A 21,697-nucleotide genomic window follows, 5' to 3' on the forward strand; every position below is an offset into this window, starting at 1 on the left:
CGACACAAGGAAGTGAGATTTTGAAAACAATCATAGCTTTGATTACGACTGGTTTATTCGCACTGCCTACTTTGGCATCAGATTCTTATGGCACGCCGTTTGAAGGTTGGGGTTTTGTCAAAGACGACTGGCAATTGGTCTGTGACAATACCTTGACTTGCCGAGCAGCAGGGTACGCAGATGAAGGTATTTGGGATACGCCGGCCTCGATCTTATTAACGGTCATACCGCAAAATCCGGTACCAAGTGTACAGGTAAATTTTGAATACCGAGAAGACGATACGAGTAGTAATGACAAAGAATTAGGGATAACAGAGCTTTGGCTAAACGATAAAAATTATGGCGTTATTGAGAAGGATGAGCTTAATGTTAAGCAAATTCAGCAGCTTCTTAGTCATTCGCGTCTAAATACTAAAATAGAGATAAGAGCGAGTAGTAATCGGTGGAAAATTAGCGATAAGGGCATGAGTGCCGTGCTGCTCAAGCTTGACGAAGTACAAGGAAGAGTAGGGACGCCGTTGGCACTGGTTAGTAAAAGTAGTCTGAATCGACAAACACCTAAATCTGCTAAAGCGAAACCTGTGATTAAGAAAGCATACTCATATGCTGATAAGGATAAAAAACAGCTAACCCCTGCAAAGTTAGTTTATTTTCAAAAAAATATCAATAAATGGATTGATATTGATGATAAGCAACTGGTAAGTTCTAATGATGGTATGGGAGATTGTGAGCTGGTTAATCCAAAAACCGAAGCATACCAACGAATGCAGGAATTTGGTACTGATAGGTTAGGTTGGGATTTTATTCCGGTAGATAGTAAGCATACATTAGCTACTCATGAATGCTGGAGAGGTGCTTATAATATGGGTGTAGGTCATTGGCTGATAAATCATGCTAAGCCAAGCAAGCCAACACTGATTACGACATCAGCGAGTGATTACTCTGATGGTGAGATTTACGCTATTCATAAGGATAGAGGAATAGGCGATTGCTGGAATCGCGCAGTATGGGTTTGGGATGGCAAAACCTTTGCACTGACAGAAGATTCTAGTACAGGAATGTGCCGAGGCTTTGCTGGTGGTGCATGGGATTTACCAACCTATACCAGTGAAGTCATAAGAAGTGATAACAAAGTTAATTGAGTTATAGTGGTACTTAAGCAGTAGTTAGATAAACCAGCGTTTAAATGCCATTTCTATCAATACTTTTAGGATAAAACCAATAAAACCTGCACCAAGAGCTAAAAACATCCAAAAAGTACCAGCGCGGCCAGCTTCAGACTGTTTTGATAAATCCCAAATAATAAAGAATAAAAAAGCAATAAAGATGGGCAATAAAATATACATACCCCAAATGGTGACGGTACTAGAAGCAATAGCAAACATGGTTTTATCCTATAAATGAAAGTGTAAAGTAGCGCATACTCTAGCGTGTCTCTTTATATTTTTTATCCATCAAATGATGGTTTAGAGAGAAAGCAGGCGATAACTGTTTTTCATTATAACGCGTAATAGAGCCGCTATAAATATTTCACTAACATCAGGCAACAGTAACGCTACAATCAGCCTAAATAACCCTGTATTGGCAGCCTATAATAGTCATCACCTCCTAAGCTACGCGTATCTAGTATAATAGCGGTGGTTTTAACGCTATTTTTGCTTCAAATAGTGCAATAACCTCTAAAGGTTGTTATATTTATAGGTTACTTATTTTTTTCGTATTACCTTATAGTTCACCAATTTTTTTGTTCATTTATCTGAGTTTATAGTCCTATGTCACAAGCCCAAATTGATACGCTCGCCTCACTATTTGATAGTGCCATCCAAGCCCTAAAAAATGACGGCGAACTACCGGCTGATTGGCAAAACAACAGCCAAATTACACGGACAAAAGATACCAGCCATGGTGATTTTGCAAGCAATATTGCGCTAACGGCCGCCAAAGCTGCGAAAGCCAATCCGCGCCAACTTGCTGAAAAAATCGTCAACGCCTTGCCTGAAAATCAAGATATTCGCCAAGTAGAAATCGCAGGCCCCGGCTTTATCAACGTGTTTTTAAATACCGAAGCCAAATTCGCCGTGTTAGACGATATCTTTAAGCTGAAAGAACGCTTTGGTTTAAGCAAGCAGTTTAAAGGTCAAAAAATCCAAGTTGAATTTGTCTCGGCCAACCCAACCTCTAGCTTACACGTCGGTCATGGACGCGGTGCCGCCTTTGGCATGAGCGTGGCAAACTTACTTGAAGCCATTGGTTATGACGTCACGCGTGAGTATTATGTCAATGACGCCGGTCGCCAAATGGATATCTTAGCGACCAGTACCTACTTGCGTTATCTAGAAGCCAACGGCGAGTCAGTCATATTCCCAGTCAACGGTTATCAAGGCGACTATGTCAGTGATATTGCGCAAACCCTAAAGACCCAGCATGGGGACAGCTACGTCCACAGTTTTGCAGAAATTGCTAAAGACGTAGCAGCAGATGCGCAGTTTGAGATAAATGCTGATGGTGAAAAAGTACTGCTATCAGGCGATAAAGAAGCCCATATTGACGGACTGATTGCTAATAGCAAAGCCTTGCTCGGTGAAGGTTATGAGCTGTTTTTAAATGCGGCATTGAGCAGTATTTTGGCTGATATCAAAGACGACTTAAATGACTTTGGTGTCCGTTATGAATGCTGGTTTAGCGAAAGATCCATCGATAGCGAGATTGAGCCTGTCTTACAAATCCTCGATGAAAAAGGCTATTTGTACGAAAAAGATGGCAATATCTGGTTCAAATCGACCGATTTTGGCGATGAAAAAGACCGTGTGGTACGCCGTGCCAATGGTCAAAGCACCTATTTTGCTTCTGATATCGCTTATCATAAAAACAAATTCGATCGCGGTTTTGATAAAGTTATTAACGTTTGGGGCGCTGATCATCATGGTTATGTCCCACGAGTGAAAGCGGCGTTAACGGCGCTCGGTATCGATGCCGACCGTCTTGATGTAGTGCTAGTACAGTTTGTCGCCTTATGGCGCGGTAATGAAAAAGTGCAAATGTCGTCGCGCTCGGGCAAATTTGTTACGTTACGTGAGCTGCGTCATGAAGTCGGTAACGATGCTGCGCGCTTCTATTACGTTGCCCGTAAGCCTGAAGTACATGTTGATTTTGACTTAGAGCTGGCTAAATCGCAAAGTAAAGACAATTTAGTTTTCTATATTCAGTATGCGCATGCACGGGTTTGCCGCGTGTTAGAAAAACTAGAAACCAGTGGTCTGCAAGTAAATGATATTGTCGGTGCTGAGCAGCAAGAGTTATTAATCGCCCCGAGCGAAGAAGAATTGATTAAATTGCTAGCCGCTTATCCTGCAACCTTGCTACGGTCAGCGACAGGCTATGAGCCGCATATCTTAACCAATTATTTGAAAGAGTTGGCCGCGCTATTTCATGGTTGGTATGATGGCAATCGCATCTTGCCTGTCAGTTTGACTTCGGGTGAGACGCCAAGCCAAGATGAGATGGATATGATGCAAGCTCGTCTACGCTTATCTAAAGCGGTCAGGCAAGTATTGGCTAATGGGCTGAGTTTATTAGGCTTGTCTGCACCGTCTAGCATGTAGTATAAAGAGAAACGGCTGCTAGCCATGATTCGCCGCCGACTATTCGACAATGACAGTTCAACATTGATAATTCGACAACGATAGATATATTCAGTAGGGAGAACGAGATCCATGTTAGCCAAAAAACCAAAAGGTGCCACTGAAAAACGCAAAACCAGTAGTGTGTCAGGCTTATTATGGATGTTTGTTGGGGCGGTATTGACGCTCATGATTGGGGTGTTTTTATACCTCTCACCCTTGTTTAATTTTAGTCCTGCGGGCAGCGGTGACGCTACCGATCCTGATAGACAAGTGCAGCAACGGGTCGATACCGATACCGATAATGGTGATTATGAGTTCTATGATATTTTGCCCAATCAAGAGATGGCAACCATCCCTGATGAAGACTTTGGTGAAGGCAGTGGTAGCCAATCAGGTCAAATCACTGACTTTGAGCCAGATGTGATCGTCAATCAGCCGGAAAGTACCACACCCGGTGCTAATGATGCGGGTAACTTTGGCATCTCTGAAAGTACCACTATTGAGCCGAATCGTGGCAACAATGCTAATAATGCAACCAACAATAATGATGACGATATTGTTATCGTTGAAGAAGATGCGACCTACGACGGCACACCAGCTGCGAGTAATACAGGTGCAGCTACAAACAAACCTAGCGCTGGCACTGCAAGTATCCAGCCAGCTAAACCTGCGGCGACTTATATTTTGCAAATCAACAGCTTTGGAGATGCCGACGAAGCAGACCGTCGCCGTGCGCAAGTGCTGATGGCGGGTGTGGACGCTCGTGTCGTTAAAAATACCACGGGTAACGGCTTGCCTATTTATCAGGTGATTTCACGCCCGATGAGTAACCGTCAAGCGGTTGCTACTGCCCAGCAGCGCCTACAAAATAATGGCATTGATTCTATTATCGTTGAGCAGCGCCGTTAAGGGCAAATTATTGATTGAAAAAAGCGTCACGAAGACGCTTTTTTTATCCCTTTTTTTTGATATATTTTTTGGCATCTTTTAGCAAACTTAATATAAGAGCATTATGATGACTGTGACCCCTTCAGAAACTGCACCCGTTGGTATGGTTAAATCTTTTTTTCAAAAGTATTTTATCGATGCATTCACTGGGATGGCGTTAGGGCTGTTTGTTACCCTTATCGCCGGTCTTATCATCTCACAAATCGGTGGTTGGTTGAATATAGCGGCGTTAGTTGCTGTTGGTAAGCTGGCGTCAGTATTAATGGGCGCTGGTATCGGTGTCGGTATCGCTTACTATCTTAAAGCGCCAACTCTAGTCATGCTAAGCTGCTTGGTCGCAGGGATGCTTGGTGCGCATTCTGAAGCCTTAATGGCAGGCAACTTATTTATAGCGCAAGAATCTGGTCCAGCAACCTTTGCTGCCGTGCCCGGCAATCCGATTGGTGCTTATTTGACCTCAGTGTTTGCTTATCGTGCTGGTACTTGGGTCGCTGGCAAGACCAAGCTCGATATTTTGCTTATCCCTTTAGTGGTTTGTGCCGTCGCACTAATGGTCTGTGCGCTGCTTAATCCTCCAGTCGTTGCTGCGGTCAATGCTATTGGTCAAGGTATTCAAGCAGCGACTGAGTTACAGCCATTATTAATGGGTATCGTAATTGCAGTCGTCGTTGGGATTTTATTGACGCTACCGACCTCAAGCGCAGCTATCTGTATCGCTATTGGACTTGGCGGCTTAGCAGGTGGGGCAGCGGTGGTTGGCTGCGCGGCGCATATGATTGGTTTTGCGGTGGCCAGTTTTAAAGATAACGGTGTCAGTGGCGTCATATCTCAAGGACTTGGCACCAGTATGCTGCAAATCCCTAATGTACTTAGAAAACCCATTGTCTTACTGCCAGCCGTTATCGCCAGCGCCATTGTTGGTCCTATCGCAACTGTTGGCTTTGGGCTAGCTTGTACGGCGACCGGCGCTGGTATGGGCACGGCAGGGTTGGTTGGGGTGTTTGGTGTCATTGAAGCATCAAAAGAAATCATGAGCAGTACTCAGTTATGGACAGCGATTATTTTATTGATGTTTGCCCTACCTGCGCTTATCGCTGGTGTGGTCGCTTATGTGATGCGCCGCCTTGGTTGGTTGGTCGATGGCGATATGAAATTGCCCTAAAGTAAAGGTAAAGGACGCAAATTATCCTAACTATTTATTCTAACTACCAATGATAAAAAAGCCCAGCTATTAAATAACTGGGCTTTTTTGTTGTATAAATTATAAGGTTTTTTAATTAACGACGGACATCTTTTGGTGCATCGCCGTTTGGCCAATCTTTGTCTTTATTGGCTTTTACAGGGCGCGGCAAGTGGGTAAAGTAGGCGGCAATATCGACCGCTTCTTGGTCACTTAGCGTATTACCTTGTCCAAATGGCATTTTACCTTTAATAAAGGCCGCGGCGGTATAAGTACGCGCCATCCCTGCGCCATCATTGAAAGACTTGTCGCCAGCTACCGCAGGATATATATAAGTGCCATCATCGTTATATTGACCTTCGCCATTATCACCGTGACAAACGCTACATTTTTCTGCAAATAGCTTTTCACCCGTTTCAGTATTTGGCTCGAGGTTTTTATCCACTTTGACAAAACCGCGACCTTCAGGTGACACCCCAAATGGCATGTCTTGTGACAACCAGCTCATATAAGATACCATGGCGTTCATATCATCTGAACCCAGCTCAAGTCCTTTACCATTCATTGAGCGCTCAAAACAGCCATTAATTCGCTCTTGTATCACGTTGACGCGACCTGCCCGCGAACGGTAAACAGGGTAAATACTGGTCATATTATTCCAAGGTGCGGCATAGGCTTCTGAGCCATTACCTAAATGACAGCTGGTACAGTTAAGCTGGTTACCAACGTTATTTGGCAGCTCTTTATAGGTATGATTAGCGAGTTGTAGGCCGCGCCGTACTGCTGCCCCATATTCATCATCTGGAATAGTAGACTCATCTGGCATTTTAATCGCGGGTTTGCCGCTTGCCGCATCACCGCCGCCTGCACTAGCGCTCATATCATTAGCCGCTGGCATATTGCTTTGTAGCGTATCTGCACGGGCTTCGAGGGCTTTGACACGTGCTAATGCCTCTGCTTCTTCAAGACGGTCAACGGCTTTGGTTTCACCACTATTGCTACAGCCGGTCATACTGGCGGCGCTAATGGCAAAAATAGTGGCTACTAAAAGGGAGGAGGGCGTGGCACGTGAGAATTTGGTCATTGGAATATCCTTATAATGAAAAATAATATGTAAAATTATATTTTTATGATAAATTAGTGGTCATGATGGTAAAACTTATTTCAATATTTTAGATAAAGTAGAAGCTAGAATTTCGACATTTAAATTAAACGTTTATAAGGGCCGAAATAACGTGCGTCATATTATTAGCGTACCGCTAAGGTGCGCTTTTACCCATTAAGCCGTTTTATTTTGCCTGCCAGAATCTGAAAAGTAATCAATCTGTAAGTTGCTAGTAACATGATTGTATCAAATACAAATACGTAAAGTGTTTTTAAATTAAAATAAACCCTAACACGACAAACGATGCAAATAGATAGTCAACGCTTTAAATAGTATCGGCGACTATATTTTTTCACTAAAAAAGCGCGTAAATATGAAAATATTTACGCGCTTTTTTGTTAAGGATGTCTTTTTAGCGGTTTAATTTATCGCCGTTTATTTGCCACTAGATTAATTAGTAATTATCGCTTTGCGGTCAGCTGTTTTTGTGCGTTTTTCGCCTTTTAACTTGCGTGACAGTTTATTGACGCGGTTTAGGACAGTGCTATAGTGCGCTGGAAAAGCTCGTTGGACGGCGTCCATCATTTTGGCATCATTACCAATCAAGCAGCGTGGCTGATTGGTCGCGGCAGCCTGCAAAATAATCCAAGCAGCGGCGCTGGCATCAAATTTTAAGAATTTATTAAAACTACTGATGGCTTTGCGGCCGCTACGCATGCCAAGGTCGCTGATACTGTCGTTACCACGGGCGCTATTGGCAATATTGGTCTTAATGCCACCGGGATGAATACAGGTCGCTGAGACGCCGCAACGCTGAATATCTAGCTCTTGACGCAAGCTTTCGGTAAAACCACGTACAGCAAATTTACTGGCGTTATAAGCAGATTGTGACGGCTGCGCGGTCAAACCAAATAGGCTTGAGATATTGATAATATGACCATGTTCGTTAAACTGGCGCGCTTTGCTACCTTTGTTAATATCTTTGTTACTACCATTAACTTCGCTTTCTTTGACGCTGTTTTTAATCAAGGGTAAAAATGCCTTGGTGCCGTAAACCACGCCCCAAAAGTTGATGTCCATCACCCATTCAAGCTCGCTAATACTGCTGCCTTCTACGGTTGAATAAAGCGCCACACCTGCATTATTAAAGATAAAGTTCACTTTACCATGCTCTGCCATCACGCTATCCGCCCACGCTTCGACAGCTTTATTGTCAGAGACGTCGAGTACGGTGGTGGTGACTTTGACATCATAGCCGACTAGTAAATCTTTAGTTTGTGCCAATTGCTCAGCATTGATATCGGATAGTGCCACATGGCAACCCATTTTTGCTAAATGAATGGCAAGCTCACGTCCCATCCCAGAGCCAGCACCAGTGATAGCAGCGACATGGTTGCGGTAATAGGGCGCAATATCATGGTCTTGATGAGAGGAAAAAGGCAGATGTTGGCGTAGTGAGGTGGCTATTGCAGAGACATTTCCAGAAACAGTGTTAAGCATGATAAACAGTCCTTTGTATCATTGATTGGAGAGGTTTGGTCGTAAATAAGGATAACGTATAGAAAGTCGCTTTACCTTAGCATGATTGATGATAAGAGCTGATAGCAATTGATAAACGCGGCTGTCATTTTTACCCACTACATTAGCTGCAAGAAATAAAATGAGAAGTAAGCAGACATAAAAAAAGTGTCTAGCATAATTTACACTAGACACTAGACACTAGACACTAGACACTAGACACTAGACACTAGACACTAGACACTAGACACTAGACACTAGACACTTTTGCTTTAATTACAGCTTTAATAAAGCAGATAAGACCTTTTAAGCGTCTATCGCTATCTGTTCTGAGTCACCATTAGAGAAGGTGATTTCAGGGATTTTACCGTCGTTAATTACTGCTTCGTCAACGAGTACGGTCTTAGCATCCTTCATAGAAGGCAGCTCATACATCGTCTCTAACAGCGCATTCTCTACGATAGAGCGCAGACCACGAGCACCTGTTTTGCGTGCCATGGCTTTTTTGGCAATGGCATCAAGCGCTTCTTTGGTAAAGGTAATGTCAGCACCTTCCATATCAAACAGATATTTATACTGCTTAACCAAGGCGTTTTTAGGTTCTGTTAATATTTGAACCAATGCATCTTCGTCAAGCTCTGTAAGGGCAGCGAGCACAGGAAGACGACCAATCAGCTCTGGGATAAGACCAAACTTGATTAAATCTTCCGGCTCTACTTGTTGTAGTAGCTCTGAGCTACGTTTGCTATCGTCTTTTGAGCTGACATCAGCATTGAAGCCAATACCGGTTTTTTCAGTACGTTGCTGAATCACTTTATCAAGACCGGCAAACGCGCCACCAACGATAATCAAGATATTGCTGGTATCGACTTGGATGAGCTCTTGCTGAGGATGCTTGCGACCACCATGTGGTGGAATAGCAGCAACCGTACCTTCGATCAGCTTTAGCAACGCTTGCTGCACACCTTCGCCCGATACATCACGAGTAATAGAAGGGTTGTCGCCTTTTTTGCTAATTTTATCAATTTCATCAATATAAATGATGCCTTGCTCAGCTTTACTGACATCATAATCTGATGCTTGTAATAGCTTTTGCACGATGTTTTCAACGTCTTCACCGACATAACCAGCTTCGGTCAAAGTCGTGGCATCCGCCATCGCAAAAGGAACATCAAGTAGACGTGCTAAAGTTTGCGCCAGTAAAGTCTTACCAGAACCTGTTGGACCAATCAGCAAAATATTACTTTTTGCCAATTCTACCATTGCATCATCAGCGCCAATTTTGGCTTTTTTGCTGTCATTAGCTAAGGTTTGGCTGACTTTTAGGCGTTTATAATGGTTATAAACCGCAACGGCTAAGGCTTTCTTCGCTGCATCTTGCCCGATGACATATTCATCAAGCTTAGCTCGCAGCTCTTTTGGCGTTGGCAATTTTTTATTGACCCAAGAGGTATCAATATCGCTATCGTCATCACCATCTTCGGCGCTATCGGCAATCAGGTCCGTACATAGCTCAATACATTCATTACAAATATTGGCGTCGTCAGCGGCAATCAGCTGCTTTACTTCACTTTTTTCTTTGCCGCAAAACGAACACTGCGGGGTGTTATCTTCTGCCATATAACGGCACTCCTAAAATTTGATACTGCTCAATATTCTGATTATGGACATCGATGTAAAAGCGCAGGGCACTTAATATATTTTCTCTTACCCTATCGCGCTTAGGCAGTGATGTTTAAGGTTTTTAAACGTCTACTATTAAGGCGCTTATAAAGAAGCAGGGCGACGCTCTAATACTTCGTCGACTAGACCGTATTCTTTGGCTTCTTTGGCATCTAACCAATAGTCACGCTCAACGTCTTTTTCGATTTTCTCAACCGGTTGTCCGGTACGCTCAGCCAAAATCTCATTTAAGCGAGCGCGCGTTTTTAGAATTTCACGCGCATTAATTTCGATATCAGTCGCTTGACCTTGCGCGCCGCCTGAAGGCTGGTGAATCATCACGCGCGAGTTGGCTAGGGCATAACGTTTGCCTTTTTGACCGGCAGCAAGCAAGAATGAACCCATGCTATAAGCGCCGCCCATACAAATGGTCGATACTTCAGGTTTGATAAAGTTCATGGTATCAAAAATAGCCAAACCAGCACTTACTGAGCCGCCTGGTGAATTGATATATAAATGGATGTCTTTATCAGGGTTTTCTGCTTCTAAGAATAATAACTGGGCGACGATAAGATTGGCCATATGGTCTTCAACTTGACCGGTCAAAAAGATAACGCGCTCACGTAATAGGCGTGAGAAAATATCAAACGAGCGTTCACCGCGCGCTGATTGTTCAACGACCATCGGAACCAATGCTGCTTGTGTCGCGCTTTGGCTATATTGTGCGCTCTGGGCAGTAGTGTGCGCACTCATCAACATATCAAAATGCGGGTTAGCAGTGATGCGATCATAATCTGTCATAAAGATGTCCTGTTTATAAGTACATAAAATAAAGAAATATAGAGTAGTTGTTGGCTAAATTTTTATGGTGGTTATCATTGTAAACATTGCTGTCTGTTAATAAAAGCTATCAGCAAATAAAGCCTATTGAGCTGAGTAAAAATATCTATCGCACAAGTGGCTAAAAAATAACGGCGATTAATGCTAAAGGTAATAACAGCTTCTAAAAATAATTGAGCTAATGGTAACTTTTTTATCAGGCCAATAGTAACTTTTTAATGTGACAAATGATAAATGACTCCCTATTAATAAGGCGTCTATGCCTATTTATCAAGGGTAGTATGAATAAACACTGAATAAAAGCCGCTAATAAGCCGGCAATTTATAGACACGCGATTTATAAGCCAGCAATAAAAATGCCCTAACCAGAAGTTAGGGCATTCGTAATACATTTTAGAGCAGTAACGCTAAAGCGCTAAATTACATACCTTGCTGCTGTTGTTGCTGAGCAGCCAATAGGTCTTGGTAGCTAACTTCTTTGTCAGTTACTTTGCCTTGCTCGATTAGATAATCAACTACTTGGTCTTCTAGAACCACAGACTCAATGTTAGCGCGTTGTTGCTTGTCATTGGTGTAGTATTCGATGACCTCGCTTGGATCTTCGTAGTTTTCAGCGGCTTCTTTGATAAAGCTTTCAACACGCTCTTGATCGACTTCTAAGCCTTTGGTGTCGATAACGCGAGCAACGATGATGCCAAGACGGGCAGCACGTAGCGCTTGCTCTTCAAATAGCTCATTCGGTAGCATGTCTTTATCGAAGCTATCAGCATTGGCACCGAACTGCTGAGAAAAACGTTGCATCATCATGTTGCGTTGACGCTCGATTTCTTGCTCTAGCATGGCGTTTGGTACGTCAAACTCGTTCTTCTCTAACAACGCATCAAACGTCGCTTGTTTTACTTGGCTACGCGCAGCATTTTTGATTTCGCGTTCCATGTTTTTACGCACGTCTTCTTTTAATTTCTCAACGCCGCCTTCTTTAACACCGAACAGCTCTAGGAACGCATCATCGATTTCAGGTAATTTTGATTTTTCAACCAATTTTACATTGATTTTGAACTGCGCTTCTTTACCAGCTAAGTTTTCAGCTTGGTAGTCTTCTGGGAAAGTGACGTCGATAACTTTTTCTTCGCCAGCTTTCATGCCTTTAATGCCATCTTCAAAGCCTGGAATCATCTGGTTGCTACCGATAACCAATTTGAAGTCTTCAGCAGAACCGCCTTCGAATTTCTCACCGTCGATTGAGCCTTCAAAGTCAAACGTTACTTGATTGTCTTTGGCCGCTTTACCTTTTTTCTCAACGAATTCTTCACGTTGTTTTTGTAGGTTTTCAATCATGGTGTCAACGTCTTCGTCGCTAACCGTCGCTGTGTGACGCTCAACTTCGATTTCATCAATACCTTGCACGTCGATTTCTGGGAAGATTTCAACGGTCGCTTGATAAACCAAGAAGTCGTCTTCTAGTTTAACGTCGTCAATGTTAGGCATGCCAACCGCGCGGATGTCTTCAGATTTGATCGCTTCAAAAACGGTATCACGGATCACATCGTTGATGACTTCTTGTTGAATGCCAGCACCGTACTGTGAACGGATATGTGACATAGGAACGTTACCTTTACGGAAACCGTCAATCTTGGCAGTTTTCGCCACTTGGCGAATACGGCCTTCAACTTTATTTTGAATTTTTTCGACAGGGACTTTAACCGTTAGCTGAGTTTCTTTGTTAGATAGCTTGTTGGTTGTGACTTGTAAATCTGTAGCCATGTTAATTACACCTTTATGATTAAATAATAATAGACAACCATGCTGCAAAATACGCGTGTGCTACTGGTTGCCGTTGGAATAAATAGGGGATATTGATAGCGCGCAATTTCGCCGTCCGTGCCCATAACAATCGCTGCTGACACAAAAATGAGAAATGCTTTATCTGAATAGACGCTATCTGATATCAATATTAACCGTAAATAAGTCGCATAATAACGCTTTTTGCTTAATTATACAGACAAATAACGGCTTTCAACAAAATTTTAAAAGTAGAACAGTATAATCTATCTGTTTATCAAAGTAAAAATTATCTGTTTAATCGACCCTTGGGTGATTTATGAGCTTAACTTTGCTTTAATTTTCCCGCTTATTACCAAATGAGTTCATAACAGGTAAGCTAATAACGTTATAAGATTATAACGGCAACTGCGCCAATAACTGCTCAATCGCCTGACCGCGATGACTGATGCTGTTTTTATCCCCAGCGCTTAAGCTTGCCGCCGTCGCTTGTAGCTGTGGCAACCAAAACAGCGGATCGTAACCAAAACCGCCATTACCATGCGGCGCATCCAAAATTTCACCCTGCCACAAACCTTGCGCGATAATCGGTAGCGGATCATCGGCATGGCGCACCATTGCCAATACGCAGACGAACATACCAGAAATAGGCGTGTTTAGTTGGGCTTCCCTGATAGGTTGCAAGTCAGCGATAAGCTTGGCATTGTTTTTGGCATCATTGCCGTGCTCGCCTGCATAGCGGGCAGAGTAGATACCGGGTGCATTACCTAATACTGGCACGCAAAGCCCTGAATCATCTGCAATTGCGGGTAATCCGCTTGCTCGGCTGGCATGACGCGCTTTGATAATGGCGTTTTCTACAAAACTCAAGCCATCTTCAATCGCATCGTCAATATCAAGTTGACCTTGCGGGACAATCGTCACATCCAAATCTGCCGCTGCAAACAAGCGGGTAAACTCAGCAAGTTTGCCTTTATTATTACTGGCGAGCACCCATTGCTTATGTGGCTTAGCTGCTGTTGAATCATTTAAGGTGGATGCTTGTTGATGAGTCTCTGTGGCGCTGGTTTGGTTCATATTCTTTGTCCGTCATTGAGTCGCTGATACGCGTATATTCTAGGTCAGCATTAGTTAAATTACCAATTAGCATAACGAATAAGCGATTCATAACATTTGGTAACTGATATTTGTCATCACTCTTGCTATAATAGGCAACAAGCTACAGTGAATTATATCTTATAGCTTGTGAATTTAAAGTTAATAATACTTTTGAATATTCATAATGGTTTTTAGGCATTATGCTATTTAAAAGTAAAATAACTAACAAGTGATGCGCGCTTAAGATAGCTTTTAGCATGCAAGCCTTTTAGGTTTACCGCAATATGTTCAACATATTGAGTAATGAATTTCACTAACAATAAACTAAGCCAATTTAGTCCAATAATTTATAGCATTGATTTAGGCTATACCTAATACTAATGGCTAAACAGCAAGGATAAAATAATATGTCAAAGATTACCTTACCAGAATTACCTTATGCAAAAGATGCGCTAGAGCCACATATCAGTGCCGAGACGCTAGAATACCATCATGACAAACATCACAATGCATACGTGACTAAGCTAAATGAATTGCTACCAGGTTCTGGTCTAGAAGACAAAACCTTATCAGAAATCATCGTAGCAACTGCTAAAGATGACAGCAAACAAGGTATGTTTAACCAAGCAGCCCAAGTATGGAACCACACGTTCTATTGGAATTGCATGACGCCAGACAACGGCGGCGGCGAACCTACTGGTGATTTGAAAGCTAAAATCGAAGAAGATTTCGGTAGCTACGACAAGTTCCGTGAAGAGTTCAAAAACGCAGCATTGACTCAGTTCGGTTCTGGTTGGGCTTGGCTAGTGGCTGATAAAGTCGGTGGCAAACTTTCTATCGCGAAAACAGCTAACGCTGACACGCCACTTGCACATGACCAAGTTGCGGTATTGACTTGTGATGTGTGGGAACATGCGTACTACATCGACTATCGTAACCGTCGTCCTGATTATGTAGACACGTTCCTAGACAAACTAGTGAACTGGGACTACGCAAACGCGAAATATAAAGGTCAAGATGCTGGCGTTGAAGAGTAATCTTTAAGCATTTGATTAATAAAAAAGGACACCGCGAGGTGTCTTTTTTTTGGTTTAAAGTTTATGGTAAATTAGCGCTTAAGCCATAACCTTACTTATGTTTATTGTGATTGTTATCAAAAAAGAGTAGTGTTTATTGCTAAGAAATTTATTTCAATTACCTTTTACAGGAAAGTATTATGCCGAACAATTATTCTTCACCGTTATCTTTAATAATACTCATCGAAACCAAAGCAGGCTGTGCTAATCAACAAATTCGAGCCTTTAAAGAACTACAGCCTTTAGTTTTAGCAGAGAAGGGTTGTTTGCAATATGAGCTGACTCAAGATGTTGAAAATGAAAACCAGTTTGTATTAATAGAAAAATGGGCAACTCAAACAGACTTAGATGCTCATGATATTACTCCGCATATGATTTATGCGGATAAAAAGAGTCCTAGCTTTCGTGCCAAACCTGCGACCGTTTTTAAATTAAACTCTATTTAATTTATCTAATAGAGTTTGGTGCGTTTTTAGAATTTAACTAACTTTTAAATAGTAGGTTGTGCTTTGTTAAACACACCCTACAACACCTCAAAACCAAACTTACCCAACGCTTCCTTCAACATCGCAATATTATAATAAGCATGCGCATTGACGGTGTTTTGAAAGAAGATATATAGCGTATCAAAATGCTGACGCTGATTGGCAATCGCTTGCGCCCAGTCCTGCATCTCCGCCTCACTATAACGATAATCATGACGGTCGGCAGCGCTCATCGCATCCCACCAGTTTAGATTATTACCGTGCATCCGCAGATAGCCAGTGCGCTCAGTAAATATCAGCCGTGACGGTGGCAGTCCGCTGACTTTAGGATAATCAACGCTGCACCAAATCAGACCTTGCTCGATAAAGCTATCGACCACTTGCGGGGTATGCCAGCCATTATGACGAAACTCAATAGCGAGTGGATAGTCTTTGAACCAACTAACGAGATTAGCCAAATATAGGCGATGCTCACGGGTACGGTCAAAACCGTGCGGGAATTGCAGTAGTAATGGTGCTAGAGCATTGGCTTCAATAAGTGGGGTGAGAGCAGTAAGAAATGCTTGCGCGTGTTCGGCTGTGCCTTTACGTGCATGAGTAAAGTCTTGATGAAGTTTGACTGCAAATTTCAATTGGCTATTTGCTTCGGCATAGGCTTTATTAACCATACCTGCAAAGGCTTTTTGCCCGATAGGGGCGTAAAAGGTACTATTGATTTCTACTGCACCATATTGCTTGGCGTATTCACGTAAGAAGTCCGTTTTTTTGGTGCCAGTTGGATATAGCGTGCCGAGTAAGTCGGTATCGCTATAACCGCCCGTGCCAAGGTAAATACGCGGAGTAGGGGCACTTTCCATGTTGACCACCCTTTGCTATTTTTAATAATTAAAATATTTAGCTCGTTTCTTATGACGTTATTTTTTCCGCGACCATAGCCATTCAATGAGTGCCAATAGTGCGTTGTTGTCTGCACTGTCTTTTTCGCCACTAAACTCACGGCTGCTTAATTCACGGATAATGGCTGCGCGTCCGTCATCAAATAGCGATTGCGCGTAGCTAGTCGCCTGCTCAACGCCCATCAATTTTACATAGGTGGATTTATCTAGTTTTTCATCACTGCCAGCAGGTTTTCCAAGCGTATCGGTAGAGGTCGTGACATCTAAAATATCGTCCTGAACTTGAAAGGCGAGACCAATATGTTGCGCACACTCTTGTAATGCCATACGCTGTGGAGCGGTAGCACCAGCACATATACCGCCCATTAGCATCGCCGCTTCAATCAATGCACCGGTTTTATCACGGTGAATGGCTTCTAAATCGTTTTGTGAAATGCCAGTAGTGGCTTCAGCATTAAGGTCAAGCATTTGACCCGACACCATACGCCGTGCACGCGGCGCAAATATCGCGATTAATTGGCTTGCAATCGCTGAATCAAAAGGCGCAAAGGTTGGCAGCTCAGCCGTCAATACTTCAAAGGCGAGCGTCTGTAATACGTCACCTGCAAGTAGGGCGGTCGACTCTTCAAAGACGATATGAGCGGTTGGCTGACCACGGCGCAGTTCGTCATCGTCCATACATGGCAAGTCATCATGCACCAATGAATAGGTATGCAGCAGTTCCACGGCTAACGCAGCACGGCGCGCCATATCATAATCTGAGTCGTTTTCTAATAGAGCTTCCAAACCATCAGCGTTAGCCATACTGTTTTTATTATCAGTGCTTTTATCTGTATTTTCATTGGCATTAGCATTGCTTTGATTGACACTATCAAAGGCACTGGCGACCAACAACGGACGTACCAATTTACCAGTACCTGTCATCACATAACGGCAGGCATCAAGCAGCGGGCTTGGCAGCTCAGCATAAGCAAACAGCACCTCGATATCTTGCGACATTTGCGCGCGCACGGCGCTATGAAATTGCTCAGTATTGTTATCAAAGCTAGCAAAAGATACAAGTCTTGCAGGCATCAGGCTTGGCGTAGTAGTAGAAGTAGAAACAGTCATAACCCAACCATCTATCAGGTGAATAATAAAAATAGCGCTAGTGTAGCATGATAGATTATATTCCTTATGGCGCGGGTAGTATCAATGACGCATTTTTGGCGGTTTAATGTTAAGAAATTGGCTTAAAAAAGACGGAAATAATACAACAAGCCGTCGTTACGTATTATTGATTTAACTTAGACGTTGGATATGTTTTGATAATGCAGAGGAGTTGTAAATAGAAAAGTGCTGTTTATCAAGATTGAAAGCTCTAAAGATTGAATGAATAGCGCTCATCATATAATCTCAGTATACAAGCGGTCACTTAAAGCACCTTGGCAGCAAGGTAAAGGGTTAGTGTCGACTTAAGAGTGACTTGCGAGTATGGTATTAGCTTGTGACAGTCGGGGGCATAATCCCCTACACTAATTGGCGTAAAAATGGTCTGGCGCTTAAAAAGTGGATTTTTGACCTTATTTAAGTGACCTATCATCTCAATGTTCAGTCAATATTGATAACATCAGTACCGGTAACAAACGTATATAAATGAAGCGCCGTATTCAATTGTGCTAACGCGTTAACATTCAGCATAGAAAATGAATATAAGCATGAGCGCTGGATAATAAAGACATCTGCACTGCTCACTCTGTACTGACTTTATAGGACAATATGTTGGCAGTGTTATTACTCGTTTTTCTAACAATAACTGGCTATGTACTTTAATTTTAAAACTTTTAATTCTAAAACGTAGCTTTCGTTATATAGCAAGGAGTTCCAAATGGTATACCAAGGAAATCGCATTACGGTGACAATGCTAGAGGATGGCATCGCCAACATGCAGTACAACGCCGAAAATGAGAGCGTGAATAAGTTTGATGCTGAAACCAATAAGCAATTTGCTGAAGTCGTTAGCGCTTTAGAAAAAGCCGATGACGTTAAAGGTTTAATTGTCACTTCAAGCAAAGGCGTCTTTATCGCTGGTGCTGATATTACAGAATTTGTGGCGTCTTTTAAACAGCCAGAAGAAGAAATTAGAGATTGGGTTATCAACATTAATGATGCCTTTAATCGCTTTGAGGATTTGCCATTCCCGAAAGTAGCTGCCATCAATGGTGCAGCGCTTGGCGGTGGTTGTGAGATGACCTTGGTTTGTGAATACCGTGTCATGAGCGACAAAGCCATCATCGGTCTACCAGAAACCCAACTGGGTATCTTCCCAGGTTTTGGTGGTACGGTTCGTACTACGCGTGTCATCGGTATCGATAATGCGCTTGAGCTGATTGCGACTGGTACACCAAAGAAAGCACTTGATGCGTTAAAACTAGGCTTGGTTGATGCGACCGTTGCTGCTGATGATTTGCAAGATGCAGCGATTGATTTGGTCAAAAAATGTATCTCAGGCGAGCTTGATTGGAAAGCGAAGCGTGAAGAGAAGCTAGTTCCAGTTAAATTAAATCAGCTTGAGCAAGCGATGGCGTTTAATAGTGCTAAAGGTATGATCTTTGCAAAGGCCAATCCTAAGCAGTACCCTGCGCCAGCACTGGCTATCGCTGCGATGGAAAAACACGTTAATTTACCACGTGATAAAGCAATCGAAGTAGAAGCGGCTGGTTTTGCTAAAGCGGCTAAAACGCCACAAGCAGAAAGCTTGGTTGGCTTGTTCTTAAGCGATCAGTTGGTTAAAAAACTAGCCAAGCAGCATAGCAAAAAAGCACATGAAATCAATGAAGCGGCCGTACTTGGCGCTGGTATCATGGGCGGTGGTATCGCTTATCAAGCAGCCAGTAAAGGCTTGCCAATCATCATGAAAGATATCAAGTCTGAGCAATTAGACCTTGGTATGGGTGAAGCCAGCAAGTTACTTGGCAAAATGGTCGAACGCGGCAAAATGACCCCAGTAAAAATGGGTGAAACCTTAAGCCGTATCCGTCCTACTTTGAATTATGGTGATTTTGCTGAAACTGATATCGTTATCGAAGCGGTTGTAGAAAATCCAAACGTGAAGCGTGCGGTATTAAAAGAAGTGGAAGGCTTGGTAAAAGACGATTGTATCCTAGCGTCAAATACGTCGACTATCTCTATTACTTTCTTGGCTGAAGCACTTGAGCGTCCAGAAAACTTCGTTGGTATGCATTTCTTTAACCCGGTAAGCCGTATGCCATTGGTTGAAGTTATCCGTGGTGAAAAGTCCTCTGAAGAAGCTATTTCTACTACGGTCGCCTTGGCTACTAAAATGGGTAAAGTGCCTGTTGTGGTTAATGATTGCCCAGGTTTCTTAGTCAACCGTGTGTTGTTCCCATACTTTGGTGCCTTTGACTTGCTCCTTAAGCAAGGTGCTGATTTTGCTCATGTCGATAAAGTCATGGAAAAATTCGGCTGGCCGATGGGTCCTGCTTATCTAATCGACGTGGTTGGTTTAGATACCGGTGTTCATGGCGCAGAAGTGATGGCAGAAGGTTTCCCTGACCGCATGAAGCCTGATTATAAAGGCGCGATTGAGCTTTTATATGAAAACAAACGCTTAGGTCAGAAAAACGGCGTTGGTTTCTATAAGTATGAAATGGACAAACGCGGCAAACCAAAGAAAGTCGCTGATGAAGCCACTTATGAGCTATTAAAAGCAACGACTGATAGCGACAAGCAAATCTTTGATGATCAAGCGATTATCGACCGCACTATGCTGGCTTTCTGTAATGAGACTGTACGCTGCCTAGAAGACAACATCGTCAGCACGCCGTCAGAAGCGGATATGGCAATGATTATGGGTGTTGGCTTCCCGCCATTCCGCGGTGGACCTTGCCGTTATATTGACCAAATGGGTCTAGATAACTACTTGGCACTGTGTGAAAAATACGCATACCTTGGCAAAGCTTATGAAGCCCCGCAAAAGATTCGCGACATGGCAGCAGCAGGCGAGACCTTTTACGCCACTGCGTAATGGGCAGTCATTACTAGGATGAAGTGCAGTACACAAGCTCGATAAGATTACTGGTGATTTATTTATTATCAATGATCTTAATTTTCTAAATTAAATAAGCGAGCATTGTGGTACTGCCACTGATAATAAAAATTGAAAAGGAAGATAGTATGACAATTTTAAGTCCAAAAGACGTGGTCATCGTAGATGGCGTACGCTCAGCAATGGGTAAAACCAAAAACGGTATGTTCCGTCATGTCCGCGCTGATAGCATGTCTGCTGAATTGGTACGTGCATTGGTTGAGCGTAACGACTTTGACCCACGTGACGTCGAAGATGTCATCTGGGGCTGTGTTAACCAAACCCTAGAGCAAGGTTTAAACATCGGTCGTAACATCGGTCTGCTAGCTGGTATTCCAAAGACTGCTGGCGGTCAAACGGTCAATCGTCTATGTGGCTCATCTATGCAGGCGCTACATACTGCTGCTGCCCAAATCATGACTGGCCAAGGTGAAGTGTTCATCATCGGTGGTGTTGAGCATATGGGTCACGTCGGCATGATGCATGGCGTTGATCTTAACCCTGAAGCATCAAAGCATTATGCAAAAGCCTCAAACATGATGGGCTTGACCGCTGAAATGCTAGGTCGTATGAATAACATCACTCGTGAAGAGCAAGATGCTTTTGGTCTTGAGTCGCATCGCCGTGCATGGGCTGCAACGACTGAAGGTCGTTTTGACAATGAAATTATCGGTATCGAAGGTCATGACGAAGCAGGTCGCTTGCAACTATGTACTGTTGATGAAGTGATTCGCCCAGATGCGACCATGGAGCAAATGCAAAAGCTACGCCCAGCCTTTGATCCAGTAGGCGGTACGGTAACTGCTGCTACTTCATCTGCATTATCGGATGGTGCATCAGCGATGCTAGTCATGAGCGCGCAAAAAGCCAAAGAGCTAGGTTTGAAACCTCGCGCTCGTATTCGCAGCATGGCTGTTGCTGGTTGTGACGCGGCAATTATGGGCTATGGTCCAGTGCCTGCAACGCAAAAAGCGCTGAAACGTGCGGGCATGAGCATCGATGATATGCAAACCATCGAGCTAAACGAAGCGTTCGCCGCGCAAGGTTTGTCAGTACTAAAAGCCTTGAACTTGACGGACAAGCAAGACATCGTCAATATCAACGGTGGCGCGATTGCGCTAGGACATCCACTGGGCTGTTCTGGTGCTCGTATCACCGTTACTTTGCTTAACGCCATGGAACAATCAGATACTGAAATCGGTCTAGCGACGATGTGTATCGGTCTTGGTCAAGGTATCGCGACTATTATTGAGCGCGTTTAAGCCTGTAATATTATCAATTTTTTAAAATAATTTATCGTTCTAATAAAAACCCCTAGTCATGAACTGACCCCCATAAGTTGGACACAACTTTTGGGGGTTATTTTATGAAATACGACATAGACTTTAAGATAAGAG

17 protein-coding genes are annotated in these 21,697 nt (G+C 43.1%); 8 read left to right on the forward strand and 9 right to left on the reverse strand.

From position 1 onward, the window contains the following. The first annotated feature begins 20 nt into the window (after positions 1 to 20). Positions 21 to 1,142, forward strand: coding sequence for a DUF1176 domain-containing protein (locus AC2FA3_RS13650; RefSeq protein ID WP_490510051.1), 1,122 nt, complete (start codon positions 21 to 23; stop codon positions 1,140 to 1,142). 24 nt (positions 1,143 to 1,166) lie between these two features. Here the strand turns inward: AC2FA3_RS13650 and AC2FA3_RS13655 are convergent, their stop codons facing one another. After that, positions 1,167 to 1,385, reverse strand: a complete 219-nt coding sequence (locus AC2FA3_RS13655) for a DUF2788 domain-containing protein (RefSeq protein WP_201546531.1) — start codon at positions 1,383 to 1,385, stop codon at positions 1,167 to 1,169. A gap of 387 nt (positions 1,386 to 1,772) precedes the next feature. Between AC2FA3_RS13655 and argS the strand changes: the two genes are divergently transcribed. The 3 genes from argS to AC2FA3_RS13670 all read left to right on the forward strand — a co-directional run bounded on the left by argS (position 1,773) and on the right by AC2FA3_RS13670 (position 5,733). Continuing rightward, positions 1,773 to 3,602 (forward strand): arginine--tRNA ligase, encoded by a 1,830-nt coding sequence (gene argS / locus AC2FA3_RS13660; protein ID WP_490510052.1) that lies wholly within the window; start codon positions 1,773 to 1,775, stop codon positions 3,600 to 3,602. 111 nt (positions 3,603 to 3,713) lie between these two features. Then, positions 3,714 to 4,532, forward strand: a complete 819-nt coding sequence (locus AC2FA3_RS13665) for an SPOR domain-containing protein (protein ID WP_490510053.1) — start codon at positions 3,714 to 3,716, stop codon at positions 4,530 to 4,532. A gap of 103 nt (positions 4,533 to 4,635) precedes the next feature. Then, on the forward strand, positions 4,636 to 5,733 hold the full coding sequence (locus tag AC2FA3_RS13670) for a PTS sugar transporter subunit IIC (protein ID WP_490510054.1): 1,098 nt from the start codon (positions 4,636 to 4,638) through the stop codon (positions 5,731 to 5,733). 115 nt (positions 5,734 to 5,848) lie between these two features. Here the strand turns inward: AC2FA3_RS13670 and AC2FA3_RS13675 are convergent, their stop codons facing one another. The 6 genes from AC2FA3_RS13675 to rdgB all read right to left on the reverse strand — a co-directional run bounded on the left by AC2FA3_RS13675 (position 5,849) and on the right by rdgB (position 13,735). Further along, positions 5,849 to 6,835, reverse strand: a complete 987-nt coding sequence (locus AC2FA3_RS13675) for a c-type cytochrome (RefSeq protein WP_490510055.1) — start codon at positions 6,833 to 6,835, stop codon at positions 5,849 to 5,851. A gap of 471 nt (positions 6,836 to 7,306) precedes the next feature. Continuing rightward, positions 7,307 to 8,356, reverse strand: a complete 1,050-nt coding sequence (locus tag AC2FA3_RS13680; protein ID WP_490510056.1) for an SDR family NAD(P)-dependent oxidoreductase — start codon at positions 8,354 to 8,356, stop codon at positions 7,307 to 7,309. 324 nt (positions 8,357 to 8,680) lie between these two features. Beyond that, positions 8,681 to 9,994: an ATP-dependent protease ATP-binding subunit ClpX gene (gene clpX / locus AC2FA3_RS13685; protein ID WP_490510057.1), complete on the reverse strand. Its 1,314-nt coding sequence runs from the start codon at positions 9,992 to 9,994 to the stop codon at positions 8,681 to 8,683. A 147-nt stretch (positions 9,995 to 10,141) separates the two neighbouring features. Next, positions 10,142 to 10,837 (reverse strand): ATP-dependent Clp endopeptidase proteolytic subunit ClpP, encoded by a 696-nt coding sequence (clpP, locus tag AC2FA3_RS13690; RefSeq protein WP_490510058.1) that lies wholly within the window; start codon positions 10,835 to 10,837, stop codon positions 10,142 to 10,144. 459 nt (positions 10,838 to 11,296) lie between these two features. Beyond that, positions 11,297 to 12,640, reverse strand: a complete 1,344-nt coding sequence (tig, locus tag AC2FA3_RS13695; RefSeq protein ID WP_201546524.1) for a trigger factor — start codon at positions 12,638 to 12,640, stop codon at positions 11,297 to 11,299. 414 nt (positions 12,641 to 13,054) lie between these two features. Beyond that, on the reverse strand, positions 13,055 to 13,735 hold the full coding sequence (rdgB, locus tag AC2FA3_RS13700; protein WP_490510060.1) for an RdgB/HAM1 family non-canonical purine NTP pyrophosphatase: 681 nt from the start codon (positions 13,733 to 13,735) through the stop codon (positions 13,055 to 13,057). Positions 13,736 to 14,163: 428 nt separating this feature from the next. Here rdgB and sodB point away from each other — a divergent pair, with 428 nt between their 5' ends. After that, positions 14,164 to 14,793: a superoxide dismutase SodB gene (gene sodB / locus AC2FA3_RS13705; protein WP_183621288.1), complete on the forward strand. Its 630-nt coding sequence runs from the start codon at positions 14,164 to 14,166 to the stop codon at positions 14,791 to 14,793. Positions 14,794 to 14,972: 179 nt separating this feature from the next. Beyond that, positions 14,973 to 15,278 carry a putative quinol monooxygenase gene (locus AC2FA3_RS13710; RefSeq protein ID WP_490510061.1) on the forward strand — a complete coding sequence of 102 codons (306 nt, stop codon included), beginning with the start codon at positions 14,973 to 14,975 and terminating at the stop codon, positions 15,276 to 15,278. A 77-nt stretch (positions 15,279 to 15,355) separates the two neighbouring features. Here AC2FA3_RS13710 and AC2FA3_RS13715 read toward each other — a convergent pair whose 3' ends face one another. Next, complete coding sequence (locus tag AC2FA3_RS13715) at positions 15,356 to 16,174, reverse strand: DUF72 domain-containing protein (protein WP_490510062.1); 819 nt, start codon at positions 16,172 to 16,174, stop codon at positions 15,356 to 15,358. A gap of 57 nt (positions 16,175 to 16,231) precedes the next feature. Next, positions 16,232 to 17,323 (reverse strand): polyprenyl synthetase family protein, encoded by a 1,092-nt coding sequence (locus tag AC2FA3_RS13720; protein WP_490510063.1) that lies wholly within the window; start codon positions 17,321 to 17,323, stop codon positions 16,232 to 16,234. Positions 17,324 to 18,080: 757 nt separating this feature from the next. Between AC2FA3_RS13720 and fadB the strand changes: the two genes are divergently transcribed. Then, positions 18,081 to 20,240 carry a fatty acid oxidation complex subunit alpha FadB gene (fadB, locus tag AC2FA3_RS13725; protein ID WP_490510064.1) on the forward strand — a complete coding sequence of 720 codons (2,160 nt, stop codon included), beginning with the start codon at positions 18,081 to 18,083 and terminating at the stop codon, positions 20,238 to 20,240. 149 nt (positions 20,241 to 20,389) lie between these two features. Beyond that, positions 20,390 to 21,562 (forward strand): acetyl-CoA C-acyltransferase FadA, encoded by a 1,173-nt coding sequence (gene fadA / locus AC2FA3_RS13730; RefSeq protein WP_490510066.1) that lies wholly within the window; start codon positions 20,390 to 20,392, stop codon positions 21,560 to 21,562. The last annotated feature ends 135 nt before the right edge of the window (positions 21,563 to 21,697 follow it).

The organism is Janibacter sp. CoH_79_TC_3 (assembly GCF_058197955.1).

What these genes read in the sequence shown, in the direction of transcription:
- AC2FA3_RS13655 (WP_201546531.1), bottom strand. Translation starts at nt 1,385, where the DNA reads ATGTTTGCTATTGCTTCTAGTACCGTCACCATTTGGGGTATGTATATT.
- argS (WP_490510052.1), top strand. Translation starts at nt 1,773, where the DNA reads ATGTCACAAGCCCAAATTGATACGCTCGCCTCACTATTTGATAGTGCC.
- AC2FA3_RS13665 (WP_490510053.1), top strand. Translation starts at nt 3,714, where the DNA reads ATGTTAGCCAAAAAACCAAAAGGTGCCACTGAAAAACGCAAAACCAGT.
- AC2FA3_RS13670 (WP_490510054.1), top strand. Translation starts at nt 4,636, where the DNA reads ATGATGACTGTGACCCCTTCAGAAACTGCACCCGTTGGTATGGTTAAA.
- AC2FA3_RS13675 (WP_490510055.1), bottom strand. Translation starts at nt 6,835, where the DNA reads ATGACCAAATTCTCACGTGCCACGCCCTCCTCCCTTTTAGTAGCCACT.
- AC2FA3_RS13680 (WP_490510056.1), bottom strand. Translation starts at nt 8,356, where the DNA reads ATGCTTAACACTGTTTCTGGAAATGTCTCTGCAATAGCCACCTCACTA.
- clpX (WP_490510057.1), bottom strand. Translation starts at nt 9,994, where the DNA reads ATGGCAGAAGATAACACCCCGCAGTGTTCGTTTTGCGGCAAAGAAAAA.
- clpP (WP_490510058.1), bottom strand. Translation starts at nt 10,837, where the DNA reads ATGACAGATTATGATCGCATCACTGCTAACCCGCATTTTGATATGTTG.
- tig (WP_201546524.1), bottom strand. Translation starts at nt 12,640, where the DNA reads ATGGCTACAGATTTACAAGTCACAACCAACAAGCTATCTAACAAAGAA.
- rdgB (WP_490510060.1), bottom strand. Translation starts at nt 13,735, where the DNA reads ATGAACCAAACCAGCGCCACAGAGACTCATCAACAAGCATCCACCTTA.
- sodB (WP_183621288.1), top strand. Translation starts at nt 14,164, where the DNA reads ATGTCAAAGATTACCTTACCAGAATTACCTTATGCAAAAGATGCGCTA.
- AC2FA3_RS13710 (WP_490510061.1), top strand. Translation starts at nt 14,973, where the DNA reads ATGCCGAACAATTATTCTTCACCGTTATCTTTAATAATACTCATCGAA.
- AC2FA3_RS13715 (WP_490510062.1), bottom strand. Translation starts at nt 16,174, where the DNA reads ATGGAAAGTGCCCCTACTCCGCGTATTTACCTTGGCACGGGCGGTTAT.
- AC2FA3_RS13720 (WP_490510063.1), bottom strand. Translation starts at nt 17,323, where the DNA reads ATGACTGTTTCTACTTCTACTACTACGCCAAGCCTGATGCCTGCAAGA.
- fadB (WP_490510064.1), top strand. Translation starts at nt 18,081, where the DNA reads ATGGTATACCAAGGAAATCGCATTACGGTGACAATGCTAGAGGATGGC.
- fadA (WP_490510066.1), top strand. Translation starts at nt 20,390, where the DNA reads ATGACAATTTTAAGTCCAAAAGACGTGGTCATCGTAGATGGCGTACGC.